The sequence below is a fragment of the Planococcus versutus genome (genome assembly GCF_001186155.3).
GTDB lineage: Bacteria > Bacillota > Bacilli > Bacillales_A > Planococcaceae > Planococcus > Planococcus versutus.
In genome coordinates this window covers 239,831-256,371 of the sequence record NZ_CP016540.2, presented here as the reverse complement: position 1 = coordinate 256,371, position 16,541 = coordinate 239,831, and the positions used below count along the sequence as shown (strand labels likewise).

General features: G+C 39.5%; 19 protein-coding genes and 1 other annotated feature. Of the genes, 2 read left to right on the top strand and 17 right to left on the bottom strand.

Translation table 11 applies throughout. The annotated features are described in order from the left end of the window. Positions 1-27: 27 nt before the first annotated feature. From I858_RS01405 to I858_RS01385, 5 genes are all read right to left on the bottom strand, one after another. Complete coding sequence (locus tag I858_RS01405; RefSeq protein WP_049693510.1) at positions 28-621, bottom strand: anthranilate synthase component II; 594 nt, start codon at positions 619-621, stop codon at positions 28-30. Continuing rightward, positions 618-1,970 carry an anthranilate synthase component I gene (gene trpE / locus I858_RS01400; RefSeq protein ID WP_049693509.1) on the bottom strand — a complete coding sequence of 451 codons (1,353 nt, stop codon included), beginning with the start codon at positions 1,968-1,970 and terminating at the stop codon, positions 618-620. Before trpE ends, I858_RS01405 begins: the two co-directional genes overlap by 4 nt. 98 nt (positions 1,971-2,068) lie before the next feature. Then, positions 2,069-2,280 (bottom strand) — a binding site (T-box leader). 190 nt (positions 2,281-2,470) lie between these two features. Further along, complete coding sequence (locus I858_RS01395) at positions 2,471-2,902, bottom strand: hypothetical protein (RefSeq protein ID WP_049693508.1); 432 nt, start codon at positions 2,900-2,902, stop codon at positions 2,471-2,473. A gap of 7 nt (positions 2,903-2,909) precedes the next feature. Next, positions 2,910-3,257: an ASCH domain-containing protein gene (locus I858_RS01390; protein ID WP_049693507.1), complete on the bottom strand. Its 348-nt coding sequence runs from the start codon at positions 3,255-3,257 to the stop codon at positions 2,910-2,912. Positions 3,258-3,358: 101 nt separating this feature from the next. After that, positions 3,359-3,982, bottom strand: a complete 624-nt coding sequence (locus I858_RS01385; protein ID WP_049693506.1) for a cell wall hydrolase — start codon at positions 3,980-3,982, stop codon at positions 3,359-3,361. 307 nt (positions 3,983-4,289) lie between these two features. Here I858_RS01385 and I858_RS01380 point away from each other — a divergent pair, with 307 nt between their 5' ends. Next, positions 4,290-4,790, top strand: a complete 501-nt coding sequence (locus tag I858_RS01380) for a metallophosphoesterase family protein (protein WP_049693505.1) — start codon at positions 4,290-4,292, stop codon at positions 4,788-4,790. Positions 4,791-5,096: 306 nt separating this feature from the next. Here I858_RS01380 and I858_RS01375 read toward each other — a convergent pair whose 3' ends face one another. Further along, positions 5,097-5,975, bottom strand: coding sequence for an STAS domain-containing protein (locus I858_RS01375; RefSeq protein ID WP_065524418.1), 879 nt, complete (start codon positions 5,973-5,975; stop codon positions 5,097-5,099). 134 nt (positions 5,976-6,109) lie between these two features. Between I858_RS01375 and I858_RS01370 the strand changes: the two genes are divergently transcribed. After that, positions 6,110-7,303 carry a DUF3238 domain-containing protein gene (locus tag I858_RS01370; RefSeq protein ID WP_049693503.1) on the top strand — a complete coding sequence of 398 codons (1,194 nt, stop codon included), beginning with the start codon at positions 6,110-6,112 and terminating at the stop codon, positions 7,301-7,303. A 65-nt stretch (positions 7,304-7,368) separates the two neighbouring features. On the opposite strand, the gene I858_RS01365 is transcribed toward I858_RS01370, so the two are convergent. The 11 genes from I858_RS01365 to I858_RS01315 all read right to left on the bottom strand — a co-directional run bounded on the left by I858_RS01365 (position 7,369) and on the right by I858_RS01315 (position 16,492). Further along, complete coding sequence (locus I858_RS01365) at positions 7,369-7,767, bottom strand: thiol-disulfide oxidoreductase DCC family protein (RefSeq protein WP_049693502.1); 399 nt, start codon at positions 7,765-7,767, stop codon at positions 7,369-7,371. A 54-nt stretch (positions 7,768-7,821) separates the two neighbouring features. Continuing rightward, positions 7,822-8,184 carry a nuclear transport factor 2 family protein gene (locus I858_RS01360; RefSeq protein ID WP_049693501.1) on the bottom strand — a complete coding sequence of 121 codons (363 nt, stop codon included), beginning with the start codon at positions 8,182-8,184 and terminating at the stop codon, positions 7,822-7,824. 86 nt (positions 8,185-8,270) lie between these two features. Then, complete coding sequence (locus I858_RS01355; protein ID WP_049693500.1) at positions 8,271-8,798, bottom strand: TraR/DksA C4-type zinc finger protein; 528 nt, start codon at positions 8,796-8,798, stop codon at positions 8,271-8,273. A 95-nt stretch (positions 8,799-8,893) separates the two neighbouring features. Beyond that, positions 8,894-9,829, bottom strand: coding sequence for a phosphotransferase family protein (locus I858_RS01350; protein ID WP_049693499.1), 936 nt, complete (start codon positions 9,827-9,829; stop codon positions 8,894-8,896). A gap of 90 nt (positions 9,830-9,919) precedes the next feature. After that, a complete protein-coding gene (locus I858_RS01345; RefSeq protein ID WP_049693498.1) occupies positions 9,920-10,822 on the bottom strand; it encodes a cation diffusion facilitator family transporter in 903 nt (300 codons plus the stop codon). A 202-nt stretch (positions 10,823-11,024) separates the two neighbouring features. Beyond that, complete coding sequence (locus I858_RS01340) at positions 11,025-12,059, bottom strand: endonuclease/exonuclease/phosphatase family protein (protein WP_239457201.1); 1,035 nt, start codon at positions 12,057-12,059, stop codon at positions 11,025-11,027. A 205-nt stretch (positions 12,060-12,264) separates the two neighbouring features. Next, positions 12,265-12,450 carry a TipAS antibiotic-recognition domain-containing protein gene (locus I858_RS17465; RefSeq protein ID WP_065524419.1) on the bottom strand — a complete coding sequence of 62 codons (186 nt, stop codon included), beginning with the start codon at positions 12,448-12,450 and terminating at the stop codon, positions 12,265-12,267. A gap of 25 nt (positions 12,451-12,475) precedes the next feature. Further along, positions 12,476-12,754, bottom strand: a complete 279-nt coding sequence (locus I858_RS17460; RefSeq protein ID WP_053221267.1) for a TipAS antibiotic-recognition domain-containing protein — start codon at positions 12,752-12,754, stop codon at positions 12,476-12,478. Positions 12,755-12,916: 162 nt separating this feature from the next. Then, positions 12,917-14,650, bottom strand: a complete 1,734-nt coding sequence (locus I858_RS01325; protein ID WP_049693496.1) for an ABC transporter ATP-binding protein — start codon at positions 14,648-14,650, stop codon at positions 12,917-12,919. Positions 14,651-14,678: 28 nt separating this feature from the next. Then, positions 14,679-15,239 (bottom strand): GNAT family N-acetyltransferase, encoded by a 561-nt coding sequence (locus tag I858_RS01320; RefSeq protein WP_049693495.1) that lies wholly within the window; start codon positions 15,237-15,239, stop codon positions 14,679-14,681. A 38-nt stretch (positions 15,240-15,277) separates the two neighbouring features. Next, complete coding sequence (locus I858_RS01315; RefSeq protein ID WP_049693494.1) at positions 15,278-16,492, bottom strand: MFS transporter; 1,215 nt, start codon at positions 16,490-16,492, stop codon at positions 15,278-15,280. Positions 16,493-16,541 lie beyond the last annotated feature (49 nt).

The following is a 16,541-nucleotide window of genomic DNA, read 5'->3' as shown; positions in this document are numbered from 1 at the left end:
CCATTGAGGCTTAGAGGTGAATTTTTTCTAATGCTGATGTGCTACCCCTTGACAGATCTCACCAATAAATTCTTTCATCAATTCGACTCCATTCGGGGTACCAATAGACTCCGGATGAAACTGAATCCCGTAAACAGGATAGTCTCGGTGCTTTACCGCCATGATTGTGTCGTCATCTAGGGCTTTTGATTGCACTTCTAAACAACCTGCTAAATTTTCTGGTTCTAAGACAAGCGAATGATAGCGCATGACCGGTAATGGCAAGGGCATATTTTTAAATAGTCCTTGTCGCTGGTGAGAAACATCAGACACTTTGCCATGACGGATAGAAGGAGCTTGGACAATATTTCCACCAAACGCAGCCCCAATAAGTTGTTGACCAAGGCAAATACCAAGAATCGGAATCGACTGGTATAGTTTTTGAATTAGCTCTATTGATTCTGGTAATTCTCTTGGATGCCCTGGTCCTGGCGAGAGAATAATCGCTCGAGGGTTTTTTGCTCTAATCTCATCAACAGTCAAAACGCCATAACGCACAACTTCAACTTCTACTCCCATCGCTGCTACAGCTTGATAAATATTATAAGTAAATGAATCGTAGTGATCGATTAGCAAAATCATCCGAACACCTCCGTAAGTGACCGTGCTTTATGAAGTGTTTCTTCGTACTCTGCTTGTGGATTTGAATCAAAGACAATGCCTGCTCCTGCTTGAACATGGACCAAATCATCTTTAACTACAAAAGTGCGAATCGCCAGTGCAACATCTAAATTTCCGTTAAATCCTATATAGCCAATAGCTCCCCCATAAACACCTCTGCGCTCTTCTTCGAATTCCTGTATTAATTGCATAGCACGTACTTTGGGAGCTCCTGAGACTGTTCCTGCAGGCAAGCATGATACTAACGCATCGATTGGATGCATGTGCTCGTTAAGCTCTCCTGTTACTTCCGATACAAGGTGCATAACATGCTGGTATTTCTCAATAACCATGTATTTTGGTACTTCTACTGTGCCAATCTCAGCAACACGTCCGACATCGTTACGGCTGAGATCGACTAGCATTTTATGTTCTGCTTGTTCTTTTTCATCGCCACTCAATTCTTCCGCTAATTGATTGTCTTGTGCTTCAGTTTCCCCTCTTTTCCGTGTGCCGGCAATCGGATTGGTCACCATATGACGATCGCGTATCGTCAGCAGACTCTCAGGTGAAGCACCAACAACTGCATATCCGTCAAAATCAATAAAAAATTGATATGGCGATGGATTTTGTTTACGTAATTTTCGATATAACGTAAATGGATCTCCTGTGTAACTAGCAGATAATCGCTGTGACAAGACTAATTGAAAGACATCGCCTTTTCGAATATGATCTTTTGCTTGTTCTACTTGTTTGCGGAAAAAAGCATCACTCGTTTTCGATTTAAATTGAAGAGGTAGTTGATCTTTTGGCTGGTTTGTCTTTTCAACAACGGCTAATTGCTGCTCAATTTCATCTAATTTATCATCAAACGTTAAAATCGTCACATCATTTTTTACGTGATCAAACACAACGATTGTTTCATAGACTTGTAAATGAATATCCGGCATTTGTAAACTGTCTGTTGCTGGTGTTTTGATCGGTTCATATACTTGAATAGCGTCATACCCGATATAACCAAGAGCACCTCCTGTAAAAGGGAGGTCTTCGACTTTCGCTTCATATCTGGGTAGTAATTGCTTAATTATGTCTAAAGGTTTGCCTTCATAAGTCTTTTCACTACCTGTTTGAAAATTGACTTCTGTCAATTGATGACCACGACCAATATACCCAATAGACGGGTCTGCTCCAATAAAAGAGTAACGACCCGTCTTACTTGTCTTCAATGAACTTTCAAGCAAGCATTTGCGTTTTCCTGCGAGTCGGTTAAACACTGCAATTGGCGTTAACGAGTCCCCATCAATTTTCTTCATTTTTATTTCTTTGCTCATCTCAACTCATCTCCATTTCTAAAAAATACAGCCTACACTGCATTTTTTATATCTTTTAAAAACAAAAAAGCCCTCTACAAGAAACAGAATTGTTTCTTGTAGAGGACGGATTAACCGTGGTACCACCTCATGTTAAAGCTGATAAAGCTTTCACTCTAGCCCTGATAACGTAGGGGAACGGATTCTTCTACTGTTCTGTTCAAAGAATCACTCATAAGCCCATTCGCATAAATGCCTCACCAGTTTCCACCTGCCACTGGCTCTCTTTGAGAGGTTGATCTGTGCTACTCTTCTTATTCATCGATTTAGCTCTGCTATGCTCTGCTCTACTAGACTTCGGCAGTGTCGCTCCCGACACCTTCAACCGTAATCCGCACAAAAAAGGTTGTGCTTATCGTATTAAATCCACAGTGGTTTGTCAACCATAGTCATAGTTTTTTAGGTAATTCTATTTCTATAAAAAAAAATACTACTCCGATAACGTGATACCTATTTTACTGTCACCATAGAACTGGCTTATCGACCATCAACCACAACATGAGCAGCAACAAAAGGATATAAATCCACAACGAACGATGTAGTTTCTTAACTAATTGCAAATGGTTAAATTCTTCCTGATGAAATTTACGAAGAGTTGGGGTAAATGCACGGGCTAAGAAAAACACAGAGCCGACCATTACTCCAATGGTCCCTAGTATCCACGAAGTGTCCCATTCCCATGGCCCTTGCCAAATCAGCAATACGCCTGTCGTCACTAAAACATGACCTGCATGCTTAACAAGACGTGTTGCTGACTTAAATGTGATAATATGCGATTGAAGAATATCCCCACGGGCGACCTCCATTCGTTTAACTAGAGGAAGAAGAACAAAGAACGGCCCTATAGATAAAATCGCACTTAAAATGTGAGCGAATAACACGATTGTGTACATCTTGTGCTTACTCTTCTATCAATTGAAATTCGTGAACCCAAACAGTCATTTTCGGCAACCACGGCATCCCTGCATGAGTAGACAAAATCGATTGCTTGTACTCTTCAACAGTTGCATACCCTTCTCCCGCTACTATTTCATCCGTTAACTCCCCAAGTGTTTGTTGGTATACACGATCTACAATGAATTTCTTATCTTCTAAAACCATAATTTCTCCTACATCCGCGTAACGACCATTACGACGAGTCGCCGTTTTCTTACCAAGTAATACTTTTTCTATATCTTGTTTATTGGTTACCAACCTTTCGACACTACATGTTTTTGCTGGTAATTGCTGTTCATTTTTTTCAGACATAATTATTCCACCTTTCCTTATTCTGTTTTAGTATAACCTGTTTACTTACTAATATTCACGTAATAAAAAAATCGTCCTGTAAAACAGGACAATTCAGAAAATCATTTAGCAAATACATGCTTGCCGATTTTTGTAATAGGTGTACGCGAAAAGATCCATGTATCTGTAACACCACTTGGATTGTAGTAATAAGTCGCACCTAGTGATGGATCTGATCCTTTAACAGCTGCTTTCACTGCTTGGTAAGCAGCAGCATTGGGTAACAAGTTGTATTGTCCATCGTTGACAGCTGTAAATGCATTGCGTTGAAAAACAACGTTATATGTACTGTTTGGGAATAACGAAGATTCGATGCGATTCAAAATAACAGCAGCTACTGCAATTTGTCCAGTGTAGCTTTCTCCCCGCGCTTCTCCATAAACAACATGTGCCATCATATCAACTTCTGCCAGTTTCGCACGTGTTAGTGGCCCGGTAAAACCTGTATCCGATACATTGAAATCACGTTGGAACTGAACGACTGCATTTTTAGTTATGGATCCGTAATAGCCAGTCGCTGTTGTATGAAAGTAGCCCATCTTTGTCAACTTAACTTGTAGCTCTTTTACATCTTGTCCAGATACTCCTTCGTGCAAATCTGGAGAATGAGCTTCTGCAGAAATTTGAGAAAAACTTAAAAATAACATCGTAAATAAGCCAAATATCAATACTTTTAATTTCTTCATGCTTTCTCTCCTTTTTAATATCCAAGAATCTACAAAAAATTCTTACTAATAGTATATAATTGACACCAAAAGAATTCAATGCATCATTACTACTTTAATTTTTACAAAAAAATAAAGTAACTAATAAAATATTGACCTTTTTTAAAAAATAAGTGAGTTATCTTTTAAAAAGCTGGACCTTTTTACTTATATTATTACTTATTCAAGAAAATAAGATTATCAAACTACGATTCATCACATATAGATTTCGACCTTACCGCGTTTATTTGGTACAGTGAAAAGAAAATAACTAACTGGAGGCGTTTAAATGAAGAAAATTGTTATTGTTTCAGATACTCATATTCCATTTCGTGCTAAAAAACTGCCTAAACCATTAGTAGAAGCATGTGAAAATGCTGATTTCATTATTCATGCTGGTGATTGGCAAACGATGGATGTTTATCACGAATTAGCAGCATATGCTGAAACCGATGGCGTTACTGGCAATGTCGATCCGTGGGATATTCTCGAAAAATTCGGACGTAAAAAGATCTTCACATTTGATGGATTGAAAATCGGCGTTGTACACGGCGATGGAGACCGCAAGCCTACTGAACAGCAAGCTTACGATACATTCCGTAACGACCACGTCGACATCATTGTCTTTGGTCATTCACACACACCGGTAATGCGTGAAGTTGACGGTATAACATTATTTAATCCTGGCTCTCCTACAGATAAAAGAAGACAAGCACAATTTTCTTTTGGTTTATTAGAAATTGGTGATTCGTGGGAACTACAACACGTCTTTTTTGATAAAGAAACTTAATCAAAACAAAATGAATAATTGTATACAACTCAATCGCTCTAGCCACTCTGCTTTTTGTGAGCTCAGCTTTAGCTTCCGCTGCACAAGAGAGTTTACGTGGCCAGACCGGTGAGTATGTGGCGAAAGGCCAAACGTGCTCTTGCAAAAGAAGAAACGACGTTACGAGACCTCAAAGCGTCTGCATGGAGCGAAGAATCCTGTATACCTAAAAAGAGGAGAATATTCATTCTTTAAACAACATAGAAATTCTTTTGTCTACGATCTATCCAAATAAAAACCAGACTTTCTTTCGTGAAAGTCTGGTTTTTATTTAGATTCTTTCATTACTATAAATCCAAGCCGTTTTAAAGCGGCTTCTAAATTAGCTTCTATCAATACACCTTTTAAAGCACTTGCAAAATGAGGGACTTTTACTGCCATATAAGGCTGGATGCCTGTAATAACCGGTGTTACACCAATCACTTTAAGAATATTTACTATTTTTAATAAGTACTCTCCAACGACGGAGTTGATTTGGTGGACTCCCGAAACATCAATAATCAAATGATCCATCGGTTCGATACTGCATTTCTCAAGAATGTGTTTGATAATAAATTCTGCTCGAGAATCCGTAATCTCACCGATGACGGGAACAATCGCCACTCCTTTCATTATAGGAACGATAGGCGCAGTTAAAGTTTGAATTTGTTGGTTCGCTTTTTCAAGCTCTAATACATAAGTGAGCAATGTTGACATGGTTTCAAAAGTAGTCAAGTCTTCTTCAGAGAAGCTGTAAGTTTGATCATCTAAACCACAAATAGTTCCGTACACTGTGTGATCACTGTAATAAACAGGAATACCAACAAATGTGCCGCGACCGAAGTTTTCAGTAACTTTCATAGATCGAGTCAACTCATTTTCTGAAACATCTTCTATAACGAGTGGTTGGCTACCGTGATTGACACTCAAGTTGCAGTACGATTGAGAAAGTGGCATTGAACTTCCTTCTTCAACAAGAGTTTTCTTTTTGTTGTGTACTTTAAGAATATCATTTGTCTGACCATCGTTTTTAGCAATAAACAAAGAGTTTATGCCAATTTGTTTACTCAATAACGCCAATATATGACTAGCAACTTCATCAAAGTTACCGAATTTTTTTACTTGTTCTTTGTTTCCCACTAAAATCCCCCTTTGTTCGTTGTTCATTGTCTATCTGCTTAAGCAGCTTTATGTGTTTTCATTATACAGATAAATTCGTTGTTTCTATATAAGTTAGAGAAAAGAGTTCATCTTATTTTAAATGGGGTATATCCTTATTAATACATTCTGGAGGTGTAGAAATGCAACACGCTATAGATATTATTGTAGTAGAGCAATCTGATACGTTAATTTATTTTCGGTGGTCTAGCACAGAAGATGTCTGTCGAGTCAAAAGAGGAGACCAAGTCGTTTATACGGGGACTCAAAATTTTTTCAAAGATGAAGGATTGATCGAAGGAGAATTGTATACGTATACCATTGAACGCTTAGATGGATCTGGAAAATGGATGGACAAAATCAAGATGCAAACCGGCACTGAAAATCGTCAAATTGATAGCATGAACCGGTTGGCGGAATTGGTGATAACAACAATTGTTTCAGAAAGTCGAATCTCTTTAGCATGGGGAAAAATTGACGACATCACGACTTTCGATATTTATCGAAATAGTGAATGGATCGAAACGGTGGAAAAAAATCAATATACCGATCGTGCTGTTTCAAACGAACAACATTTTACGTATTGGGTGCGTGGAAAACGTCCTGTCACAAAATCTAACGAAAACGATGGAAAGAAACCATTTACTTTGAACAAACTCTTTGGATCTTTAAATCCAAGCTCTCCCCCCGAAAAAGCAGCGATGGAAGAGTTTTGGATAACTAAAAAAATAGCACCTCTTCAATCATTATTGAATGATACAGAAGAACAAGTCAAGCACCCTATTTGGCATTTCCGTTACAACACTTTCTTGCCAGATAGCCTATTAAAAAATCCGAATTTGTTGTCACCTTTTCACTATTTTAAAGGAGACGACCGAAAATTTGATCCGGAAGCTACGCAATCCCGGACGCACGTTAAGTTTACTGTGTCTTTTCAAGACACTCTGCCTACTTTGACATGGGATAAAAACGTTGGTCCGACAATTGGCTACAATTGGCGAAAAAAGTTCAGCAAAGCAGATGTCGCTTCAGACGAAAAAATCAATTTGAAAAAAACCGTAACATCAGACTCTAAATGCTCACTAGTGTTAACGCATAGCGTTGGAAATCCACTTACTACTTCACCAGCCATTGATTATAAACTATCCGCTAGCTTTCACCGTAATGGCATCTATGACGTCATTAGCGTACATGATCAATCACCTAACCACGAAGTGTATTTAAAACTAGACAACGAAACAGAATGGACAGAACTTCATCAATCCGAAAGTGAAGGATTGGCTTTTATGGCCGGTCCAACTGCTAACAAATATTGGCGACTATCTAATTTTTGTTGAAGATTGCTAATGTCGTCTCAGTCAAAAAACCCCGAACTAGAAAAATCTAGTTCGGGATTTTGCATTTACTTATCCAAAAATCGTTTTCGGACGTGAGGTGGTGGCAACGTACAACTGTCTAGTTTCCCAAACACTTTGTAACGGTTTTTGGCAATAACATCGTATGCTCCATCTCGAAGTGCTCGAGGAAACGGCTTCAAGTAATGCGCCAGTTTCCAAAGACCCGTTAAATGATGTGAAATCATTAAAGCTCCTTCAGATTTTACATAAGCTTGCCCGTCTTGTATAAGGACCAAACTGTCTACATCATCAGGAACCTTGTGTTTTCTAGTCAGTTCTTGGCCGACTTCACTTTGCAATGAAGCAAACTGAAAATAAGCAGCTGGATCATGATTTATAATAAATTTAACGCTTGAGTCGCAAAAATTGCAATCTCCATCAAATAATACGACGGCGTGTTTCATCTGAGTTCCTCCTTCAACAAAATAGTTCTCTTACGTAAATATCCTTTTGTTCTCTTAGTTAAACACATCTCCAGCAGAAACTGTCCCTTGGTGAAAAAACAGTTTCCAGCCATTCTCTCGCTTTTTCCAAATAGAACTACGATTTGTTAGTCTTCCCGTATTCCGGTTATGTACTTGATAAGTGGTGAGAACAGCGTCTGGTCCCAATTCATGCATGTCGAAAAATTTAATCTCCATTGGATCCGGACTTAACTGATGATCCTCTTTATAATCCGAGCGCTTTATGAGGCCACCAGAACTGCCAAATTCAAAAAAATCGTCATCTAGCACATTGCCAAGCTTTTCAGCAGAAATCCGAACTTCTGGATCGATGTGGCTACATTCTAAGGCATAAATTTCTTTCAGTAACTCACCCATAGTCGTTCTCCTCACCATCGTATTTCCCGGGAAATACGATTTCGTTTTAAAACCCTTGCTACTCAAAGCTAGCAAGGGTTTTACGATTAATCCTCATCTTTAAAGAACTTCTCTGAATTTTCATTTGGTTGATCTTGTGGCGTATCGGATGATCCAAAATCTTCTACTTCTTCAAAGCTATCTTCATCATCTCGAATAGCGCCGTCTTCTTTTTTGACAGGCTGTTTTGTAGAAGCTTGAAGCACGTCTTCCTCAGAAGGGCGACTTTCCAAATCTAAGTCATGGTCTGCATGGTCGATGCATGTTAAGGCTGTAGGCAATGCTTCTAACCGTTCAAACGGAATGTCTTTCCCACAAACCGAACAGGTTCCATATGTGCCTTCTTCAATTGCAGCTAGTGCAGCTTTTGCTTCTTCTAATTCTTCTTCTTTAAATTGAGTCATCGCCAAACCGCGCTCTTGATCGTATAGATCTGTTGCGTTATCAGCTGGATGGTTGTCATAATTTGAAAGCTCTGTTGTCTCAAACTCGTCTGTCTGTTCAACGCGTTCTTCTAGTGATGCTACCTGTTCTTCTAACTGCTTTTTTAACTTTTTTAGTTGTCCATCTGTCATTTGATTTCCTCCTCAAAAAACTCACTTATTGTTGTATATTGCCTTTATCGGAGAAATCAAACCTCAGAACGAATTTAACAACTTCTCATTTGCTCTTAAAAATCGTCAAAACGATCGAGCAAACTCAATAAATAATCATCTAAACGGTGACGCATCAATTCATCTGACAGACCTTTCATGCCAAACACTTTCCAGCCAGGGTAAACAGTAGGTGAACCATCAAGTGTATCCGTCAATGACAGAAGGTCCCAATAAGGATCATAAGTAAACGAACTTCCCGCATGACGCTCATAAGCCGTCAAAAAATCATTCGCAACAGAAATGCCGTACAGTTGAGCCAAATTAACTCGGCAATGTCCAATATCAATTCCAGCTGGACCTCGACACGCATTGACCCAATCGACGATAGCACTTACTTGTCGATCTTCCCAAAGGATATTGGCTGGGTGAAAATCTCTGTGGATAAAACATTCTTGAAATGAAGGACGGCCCCCAGAGACGATATAAAAAGCACGCATCCAATCATGTTGAAATTTCGACCAAATAGGCTTTTCCAATAAGAACACATCGTTATACGAAAAGTAGTCATAAGAAAAATTGTCTACTTTTGTCTGGTGTAATTTTGCTAGTGTCGCTGCCAAGCTATCAAGCCATTGCTCATCATTAGAGGGCTGAAGTACGACAGAACCAGGCATTTTGGTCATTAACACCGCAGGCATCCCACTATTTTCGCCTGTTTCATCATAGGCAATCAAACGAGGAACCGCAAGACCTGCTCTTTTTGCATACTGAAGGCTTTCTGCTTCATGCTTTGCTAAATCAGGTTCTTTTGCTAACCAATCCGCTTTATGAAAAAGACGTAATACATAAAAACGTTGTTGATCTTCTTCTTGGACAAGTAACTCTAAAAGAGTTGAAGAAGTTCCACCTTTTAATGAGTAAACGTCTAGAACTTTTGCGGTTGGATTCAATTGTGCTTTTACCCATTCTAAGGATTGCGCGTGCAATTTAAGCCACTGGTTTTCTGTCATACTCGCTGCTCCTTTCCATCTAATTTTTATGTTTAGTTTACCATGAAAAAAAGAGGTTCCCTCACTCTATAAATAAGAAAATTACTCTAGTTATACTTTTAGTGAAGGATGTACAATTTTTGGCTTTTCAATTTGAATTGTGGTGTGTTCAATTCCGCAACTATCATGCACTAACTTTATTGCTTGTTGCAAAACTTCTTGTTCGTCTATATCCATATCAACATCAATATGACAAGTGAAAAGATCCATTCCTGAAGTGATTGTCCAAATATGCAAATCGTGAACAGCTAATACACCCTCAATTTCAAGAAGTCGCTTTTCTACTTCTTGTGTATCAATTTCTTCCGGCGTCCCTTCCATCAAAATATGAAGACTGTTCTGCAAAATTCCCCATGCACTACGCAATATTAATAATGCAACCGCGATCGAAATAAGCGGATCGGCTATCGTCCAATCGAACAACAAGATAAGCAATCCGGCAACTATTGCTCCAACCGAACCTAAGGCATCTCCAATAATATGCATGTAGGCACTTTTCATATTTAAGTTACCGTCAACGTCAGCGCCACGATTTAACACCCAAGCGCTCAACAAATTAGCTAAAAGTCCGATGGCAGCAATTATCAACATCCACCCACCTTGGACTTCTGCAGGTTCGTACAATCGCTGAACGGCTTCATATATGATAATCCCCGCCATAACAAACAAAGTAATGCCGTTAATAAAAGCTGTAATAATTTCAAAACGATAAGAGCCATACGTCTTTTTAGCCGATACAGCTCTTCCTGCAAACCAAATGGCTAACAAACTAAGTGCTAGTGAAACCGTATCCGACAACATATGACCGCTATCTGCAATCAATGCCAAGCTATTTGTAAAAAGTCCACCGAAAAATTCAACTAGCATAATACCTGCTGTTATGACAAGTGCAGTAGCTAACGCTTTTTTGTTACCACTTCTTACAGTTTCAAAATGATCATGATCATGTCCCATTTTGTCCTCTCCTTATATCTACATATATTCATTTTAACAATTTTCCCGCTTAACCACGAATGCCAAGTCTTATCAGCGTGACTTTAGCTTATAGCATATGGAGTCAACAGATGAAAATGGAAATAAACGGATAGGAAAACTTACACAGAAAAAACCAGAAGCTCTTTAGTAGAGCCGCCGGTTTCTAGTTGCGTGAATACAGTTATACAGTTATGTGAACTTTTGCTGCACGGACCTTATCATTCACTTTAACATTCGTCAAGATCATGTCTGCGACAATTGGCAAGTGATCAGAAACCGCGGTTTTAATAGTTGCTACTTGAATAACTTCCACATAATGATCGGCAAAAATATAGTCAATCCGTGTAGCAGGCTGGAATACTTCGCCTGATACACTACTCACGTAAGGAGAGGGATACGTGTAGGAATCTCCGCGTTTCATTTTCAAAAAGACATCTTTAACACGATGATGAAGCTTTTGCATATGAATACTTGAAGGAGCGGCATTAAAATCACCCGCAATAATCTTTGGGAAATGACTGTTTTTGAAAATCATTAACATTTCATCGACACTTGTCGCGAGCTCATCTTCTTTTAAGGCTAGATGTGTATTAAAGACGCTCACGTAACTGCCTTCTATCTCAATAACAGTCTCTAACATACCACGCTGTTCATTATTACCAAAAGGACAGTACACTTGTGTTAGCAAGTGATTTTCACTAAATATGATTGGAGACTTACTTAATATCACATTGCCGTACTGATGGTTCGAACGCCTTGAATCTTGCGGTGCAATGTTTATATTGGGCCCGTAAGCCGCATACATTCCAAGTCGTTCACTCAACCATCCCACTTGATCCATAAATGAGCTGCGATCCGAAAAATAGCGATCAACTTCCTGCAAGGCAATAATGTTCGCACACGAATCTTCAATTACTTCTGCAGTCCGCTCTAAATCAACTCTCCCGTCCATTCCTAAACCATGAGCAATATTAAACGACATGACCTTAACAATTGGCGCTTTCTTTTTCTTCTCCTGCATGCAAACCTCTCCTTTTCGATTAAAACGAATCGTTGACAGTTGCTGAATTGACCCCAGTATACCAACTGCTTGTGAAGATGCCATGACAAGGATGTAAACAATTGTTAAGGGTTTGTAAACACGAAAAGCAGAAGCAGCCGTGTAGATTCGACGGGCATAAGACGCTCTGGCGAAGTGGCATGTTTTCAGCCGCACAGCCGGAGTGACTTATGACCCTAGAATCTGGCTGCTGGAGCTAGACAATCAGAAAAGCAGAAGCAGCCGTGTAGATTCGACGGGTGTAAGACAGACTAGCTGGGTTCTTTTAATTTTTGGAGCGTTATGCACGCTTCTAGAAGTTTATGCACGTTTGACGAAACTTACGCACGGTCCACAGATCCTTATGCACGGTAAAAAAAGTTTACGCACGCTTAGCAAAAAAAGGCTTTCCACTCCCAATGAATACCACATAAAAAAGACAGGCAGCCCATAAACCGGACCGCCTGCTATTAACCTTATATGATGCGATCGTGTCTCTCAAGAATTGGGCAGCACCTGACTGTACGTTATCGCAATACGCAACAAATCGCTCGTCTGCTACATACATTTCTACAAGTCCTCGATGCGCTCTTTTACTGTAACTTGGCTAACTGTTGATGCAATCTAACTGTTTGTTGTGCTGCATCACTTGATGAGTCATTCGTTTTTATCGCATCAACTAAGTGATCTACTACTTGTTGCTCCAGCTCCATAAATTCTCGGTATTTCTCTCGACTCATATTTAACATCTTGGCATTCGATTGATCGATCAATTGGTCGCCAAATTTCTCACGGATTTCATTGCCATATCGTTGCTCGTTATCGTCGACTAGCTTTTGCTTAACCCCCTGAAATTTCTCTTTGTCTATCATGATGCTTGTTTCTTGTTTTGTGGAAATGGTTTTTCCATATTGGTGATCAAGAGATCGAGTTGCATGCGTTTAGCGAGAAGTTTTGCACGGTGTATTCCATTTCTCCCCCTCCTGATAAACTCACTTCACACCTTGACGTTGCGTCAAGGTCAAGCAGTACTATCAAGTTAATTGTTGTTCGGCAAAGTTACGATAAAGTGAGTGCGTAGCAATCAGTTCTTGATGTGTGCCAACTCCAGTCACACGTCCTTTTTCAATAAAAACAATCTTATCCGCATCGACAATCGTCGATAAACGATGAGCAATCACTAACGTAGTTCTGCCATCCATTAAACGACTCAAAGCTTGTTGGACAATTCCCTCTGACTGACTGTCTAGACTCGCTGTCGCTTCGTCCATCATTAAAATTTTGGGATCACGTAAAAAGGCACGTGCAATCGCAATTCGTTGACGCTGTCCACCTGATAATTTAATACCACGTTCTCCTACTTCTGTGTCTAATCCATTAGGAAATTGTCGAATGAAATCTTCGGCATATGCCATACGAGTGACGCGCCACAACTCTTCTGTTTCAATCGCTTGAGCGTTTGGCAATCCATAAGTTAAATTTTCTCTAACAGTTCCGCCAACCATTGCACTTTCTTGAGATACATAGCCAATTTGGTCTCGCCAAGAAGCGATTGAAATTTCTTGAATTGGAACTGTTCCGATAGAAATCTCACCTGAAGATGGTTCGTAAAATCGTTCAATCAAACCGAAAACGGTTGTTTTCCCTCCACCACTTGGACCTGCAAAAGCAATCATTTCACCAGGTCGCGCTTTAAACGACACATCTTGTAACACTGGTTCTCCTTCATCATACGAAAAGCTCAACTTATCTACGCACAAAGTTTTTCCATCAATACTCAAAGCTGGTTGTTGAACTGGTTCTTCGAGCGGCAATTCTAGAATACCAATAATGCGTTCCGTTGCGCCTCTGGCTTTTTGAAGCTCTGTGAAAAATCGAGCGAATGTCGCCATTGGCACAATAATTTGAAATAAATACAGTAGAAAAGCGACGAGTGATCCTGTAGTCATTTCCCCGTTCGCTACACGAATTCCGCCATAGCCAATAATTGAAACAATGACTACCATAACGACCAAATACATAAGCGGTGCAATCAACGCATAAATTTTTGCTTCTTTCATACCTAACTTAAACAATTTATCTATGCCTTCTACGCCTCTTGCTTCTTCTGTATTTTCCGCTGTCGAGGATTTCATTAATCGAATTTCGCCTAGGGTTTGTTGAACATGACCGGTAAAATGAGCTGTCTCATCCTGTAAGTTGCGAGAAATCTTCGCCATCTGACGACCCAAAGGAACCATAACAATAACGGTCAGTGGAACCGACAACATGATCAAGAGAGTCATCTTCCAATCTAGAATGACTAAAATAATTACTGCTCCAATTATAGAAATCATACCGGTAATAAAAGAAGGAAAATGGTCTGTGATTAAATTCCGGACAATTCCCGTATCATTCACAACACGACTCACCGTTTCACCACTCGAATGTTGATCAAAATAACTTACACGTAACCGGATTAACTTTGCCCACATTCGTTCTCGCAATCCTGCGACTACTCGTTGACCTACCATGCTGAGCAAGTAAATTGAAACACCATTAATAACAGCTTGAACAATAAAAGCAAGTGCAATGCCTAAAATTAATGGAACACTTAAAGACGCTAAGGAAAATCCATCTACTAAATTTTTTGTTAGCAGTGGTACGATCAAACCAACTAGTGTTGTTATTAAGCTCGCAATCAATCCAACTGCAAGTGCAGATTTTGGAATTTTCAAAGACAGCAATAATGAAATAAACGGCTTGAACCCTATTTCTTTCTTTTTCATCGCGAAAGCTCCTGTTCTCTCTGTCTCATTAAGCGTATTTAGCGTAGATGCATGTATCGGTTAATCGTTTGCCATCTACTGAACGTACATCGTTGTGCAATGTTCCTTCTAATACAAAGCCAAGTTTCTCAGGAATTGCACGACTTTTCACGTTTTCGGCATCACATTGAATTTCAAGACGATTGCATTTTAATGTCGTAAAAGCAAGCTCAGTCAACGCTTTAACCGCTTCACTTATATAGCCCTTACCTGCAGCTTTCGTATTGATCCAGTAGCCAATTTCCATTTTGGGCACGTCCCATTGAATACTATGAAAACCAGCAGTTCCGATATACTCGTGGCTTTCTTTATCAAACATCAAATAGCGAAAAGCTTGTTTTTTTAAAAACTTCACACGTGATTCTAGCAAATTGATTTCTGTGTCTTGAGGAGACGGTTCTGCTTCTGCAAAGCCAAGCCATGGTCTTAATTCAGCAAGAGACGCTTGAATAGCGGCATTTACTGCTTTTCCATCTCCCGTTTTAGGCATACGTAACAATAAGCGTTCAGTATGAATTTCAGTTGGTATTTCTAATCCAGTGATTGACATAAAATATCCCCTTCGTGTTCATTTTAATTGAATGGCCGTTAAGCAACTGTTAGTTTTCGGTCGCGAGGTAGCCAGAAACCAACCACGCCGATAATTGGCAGAAACGATACTATAATCATCGTATGGTACACACCAATAGCATCCATTAGTATCCCGATAACTACAGCTCCAATGGCTCCCATACCAAAAGCAAGTCCCACCGTTAATCCAGCCATCGTGCCAATCTTACTAGGCACAAGTTCTTGTGCATAAACGACTGTCACAGAAAAGCTTAGCATAATGAAAAATCCAATACATGCTAAAAACAATAAGACGGCAGGCAAGGGCAAGTAAGGCAAGAATGCAGCAAGCGGAATGGGTACAGTAATAGACAACAAAATGACATTTTTGCGACCGATTTTGTCTGCTATCGGTCCTCCAAAAAACGTCCCTACTGCTCCAACACCTAAAAACAGAAAAACATAGAGTTGTCCTTGTTGAATGGTGAGTCCATAGAATTCAATCAAGTGAAAAATATAAAAACTGGTCATATTTGTTACGTAAAAAGAGCGCGCAAAAATAATAATCAGTAAAAGAACTAAAGCCACACCTATTTGCTGTTTTGTCATTTCAGGTAAAGAAGAAAGCAAAATCTTTTTTACTTTTTGACGTTTTTCTTGTTCTAGTTGCTGTTTATACCAAATTGAGATTTTCGATAAAATAAAAATACCAAGAGCTGCAACAAATAAAAACAAAGCAATCCCTATTTGACCAAGAGGCACTAAAATAAATGCGCTGATTAAGGGTGCAAGAGCTTGTCCGGTATTTCCACCTACTTGATAAATTGACTGCGACAACCCTCTTTTTGATCCTGCAGCCATAAACGAAACCCGTGAGCCTTCCGGATGAAAAATCGCAGAGCCCAGGCCAAGAAAAATAACGGAGACCAAAATCATCCAATATTCCGAAGCAAACGCCAATCCAGCAATGCCCATAAAAGAGCTCGTCATGCCGAGTGGTAATGCAAATGGCATTGGTTTTTTATCGCTAATAAATCCGACAACTGGTTGAAGTACAGAAGCTACCATATTTAACACAAAAGCAATCAAGCCCAATTGTGTATACGTTAAACTAAGACTCACTTCGAGTATGGGGAACATTGCCGGAATGACAGACTGCAACGAATCATTCAATAAATGACAGCCACCGATCGCGAACATGACCCCGTAAATAGGCTTTTCTACTAACGAAGAAGAGTTGATCGACTGTGTCATTGCCCCTACCTCCCCTGTGAAGCTATTCGTTACACTAGTTTCATTATAG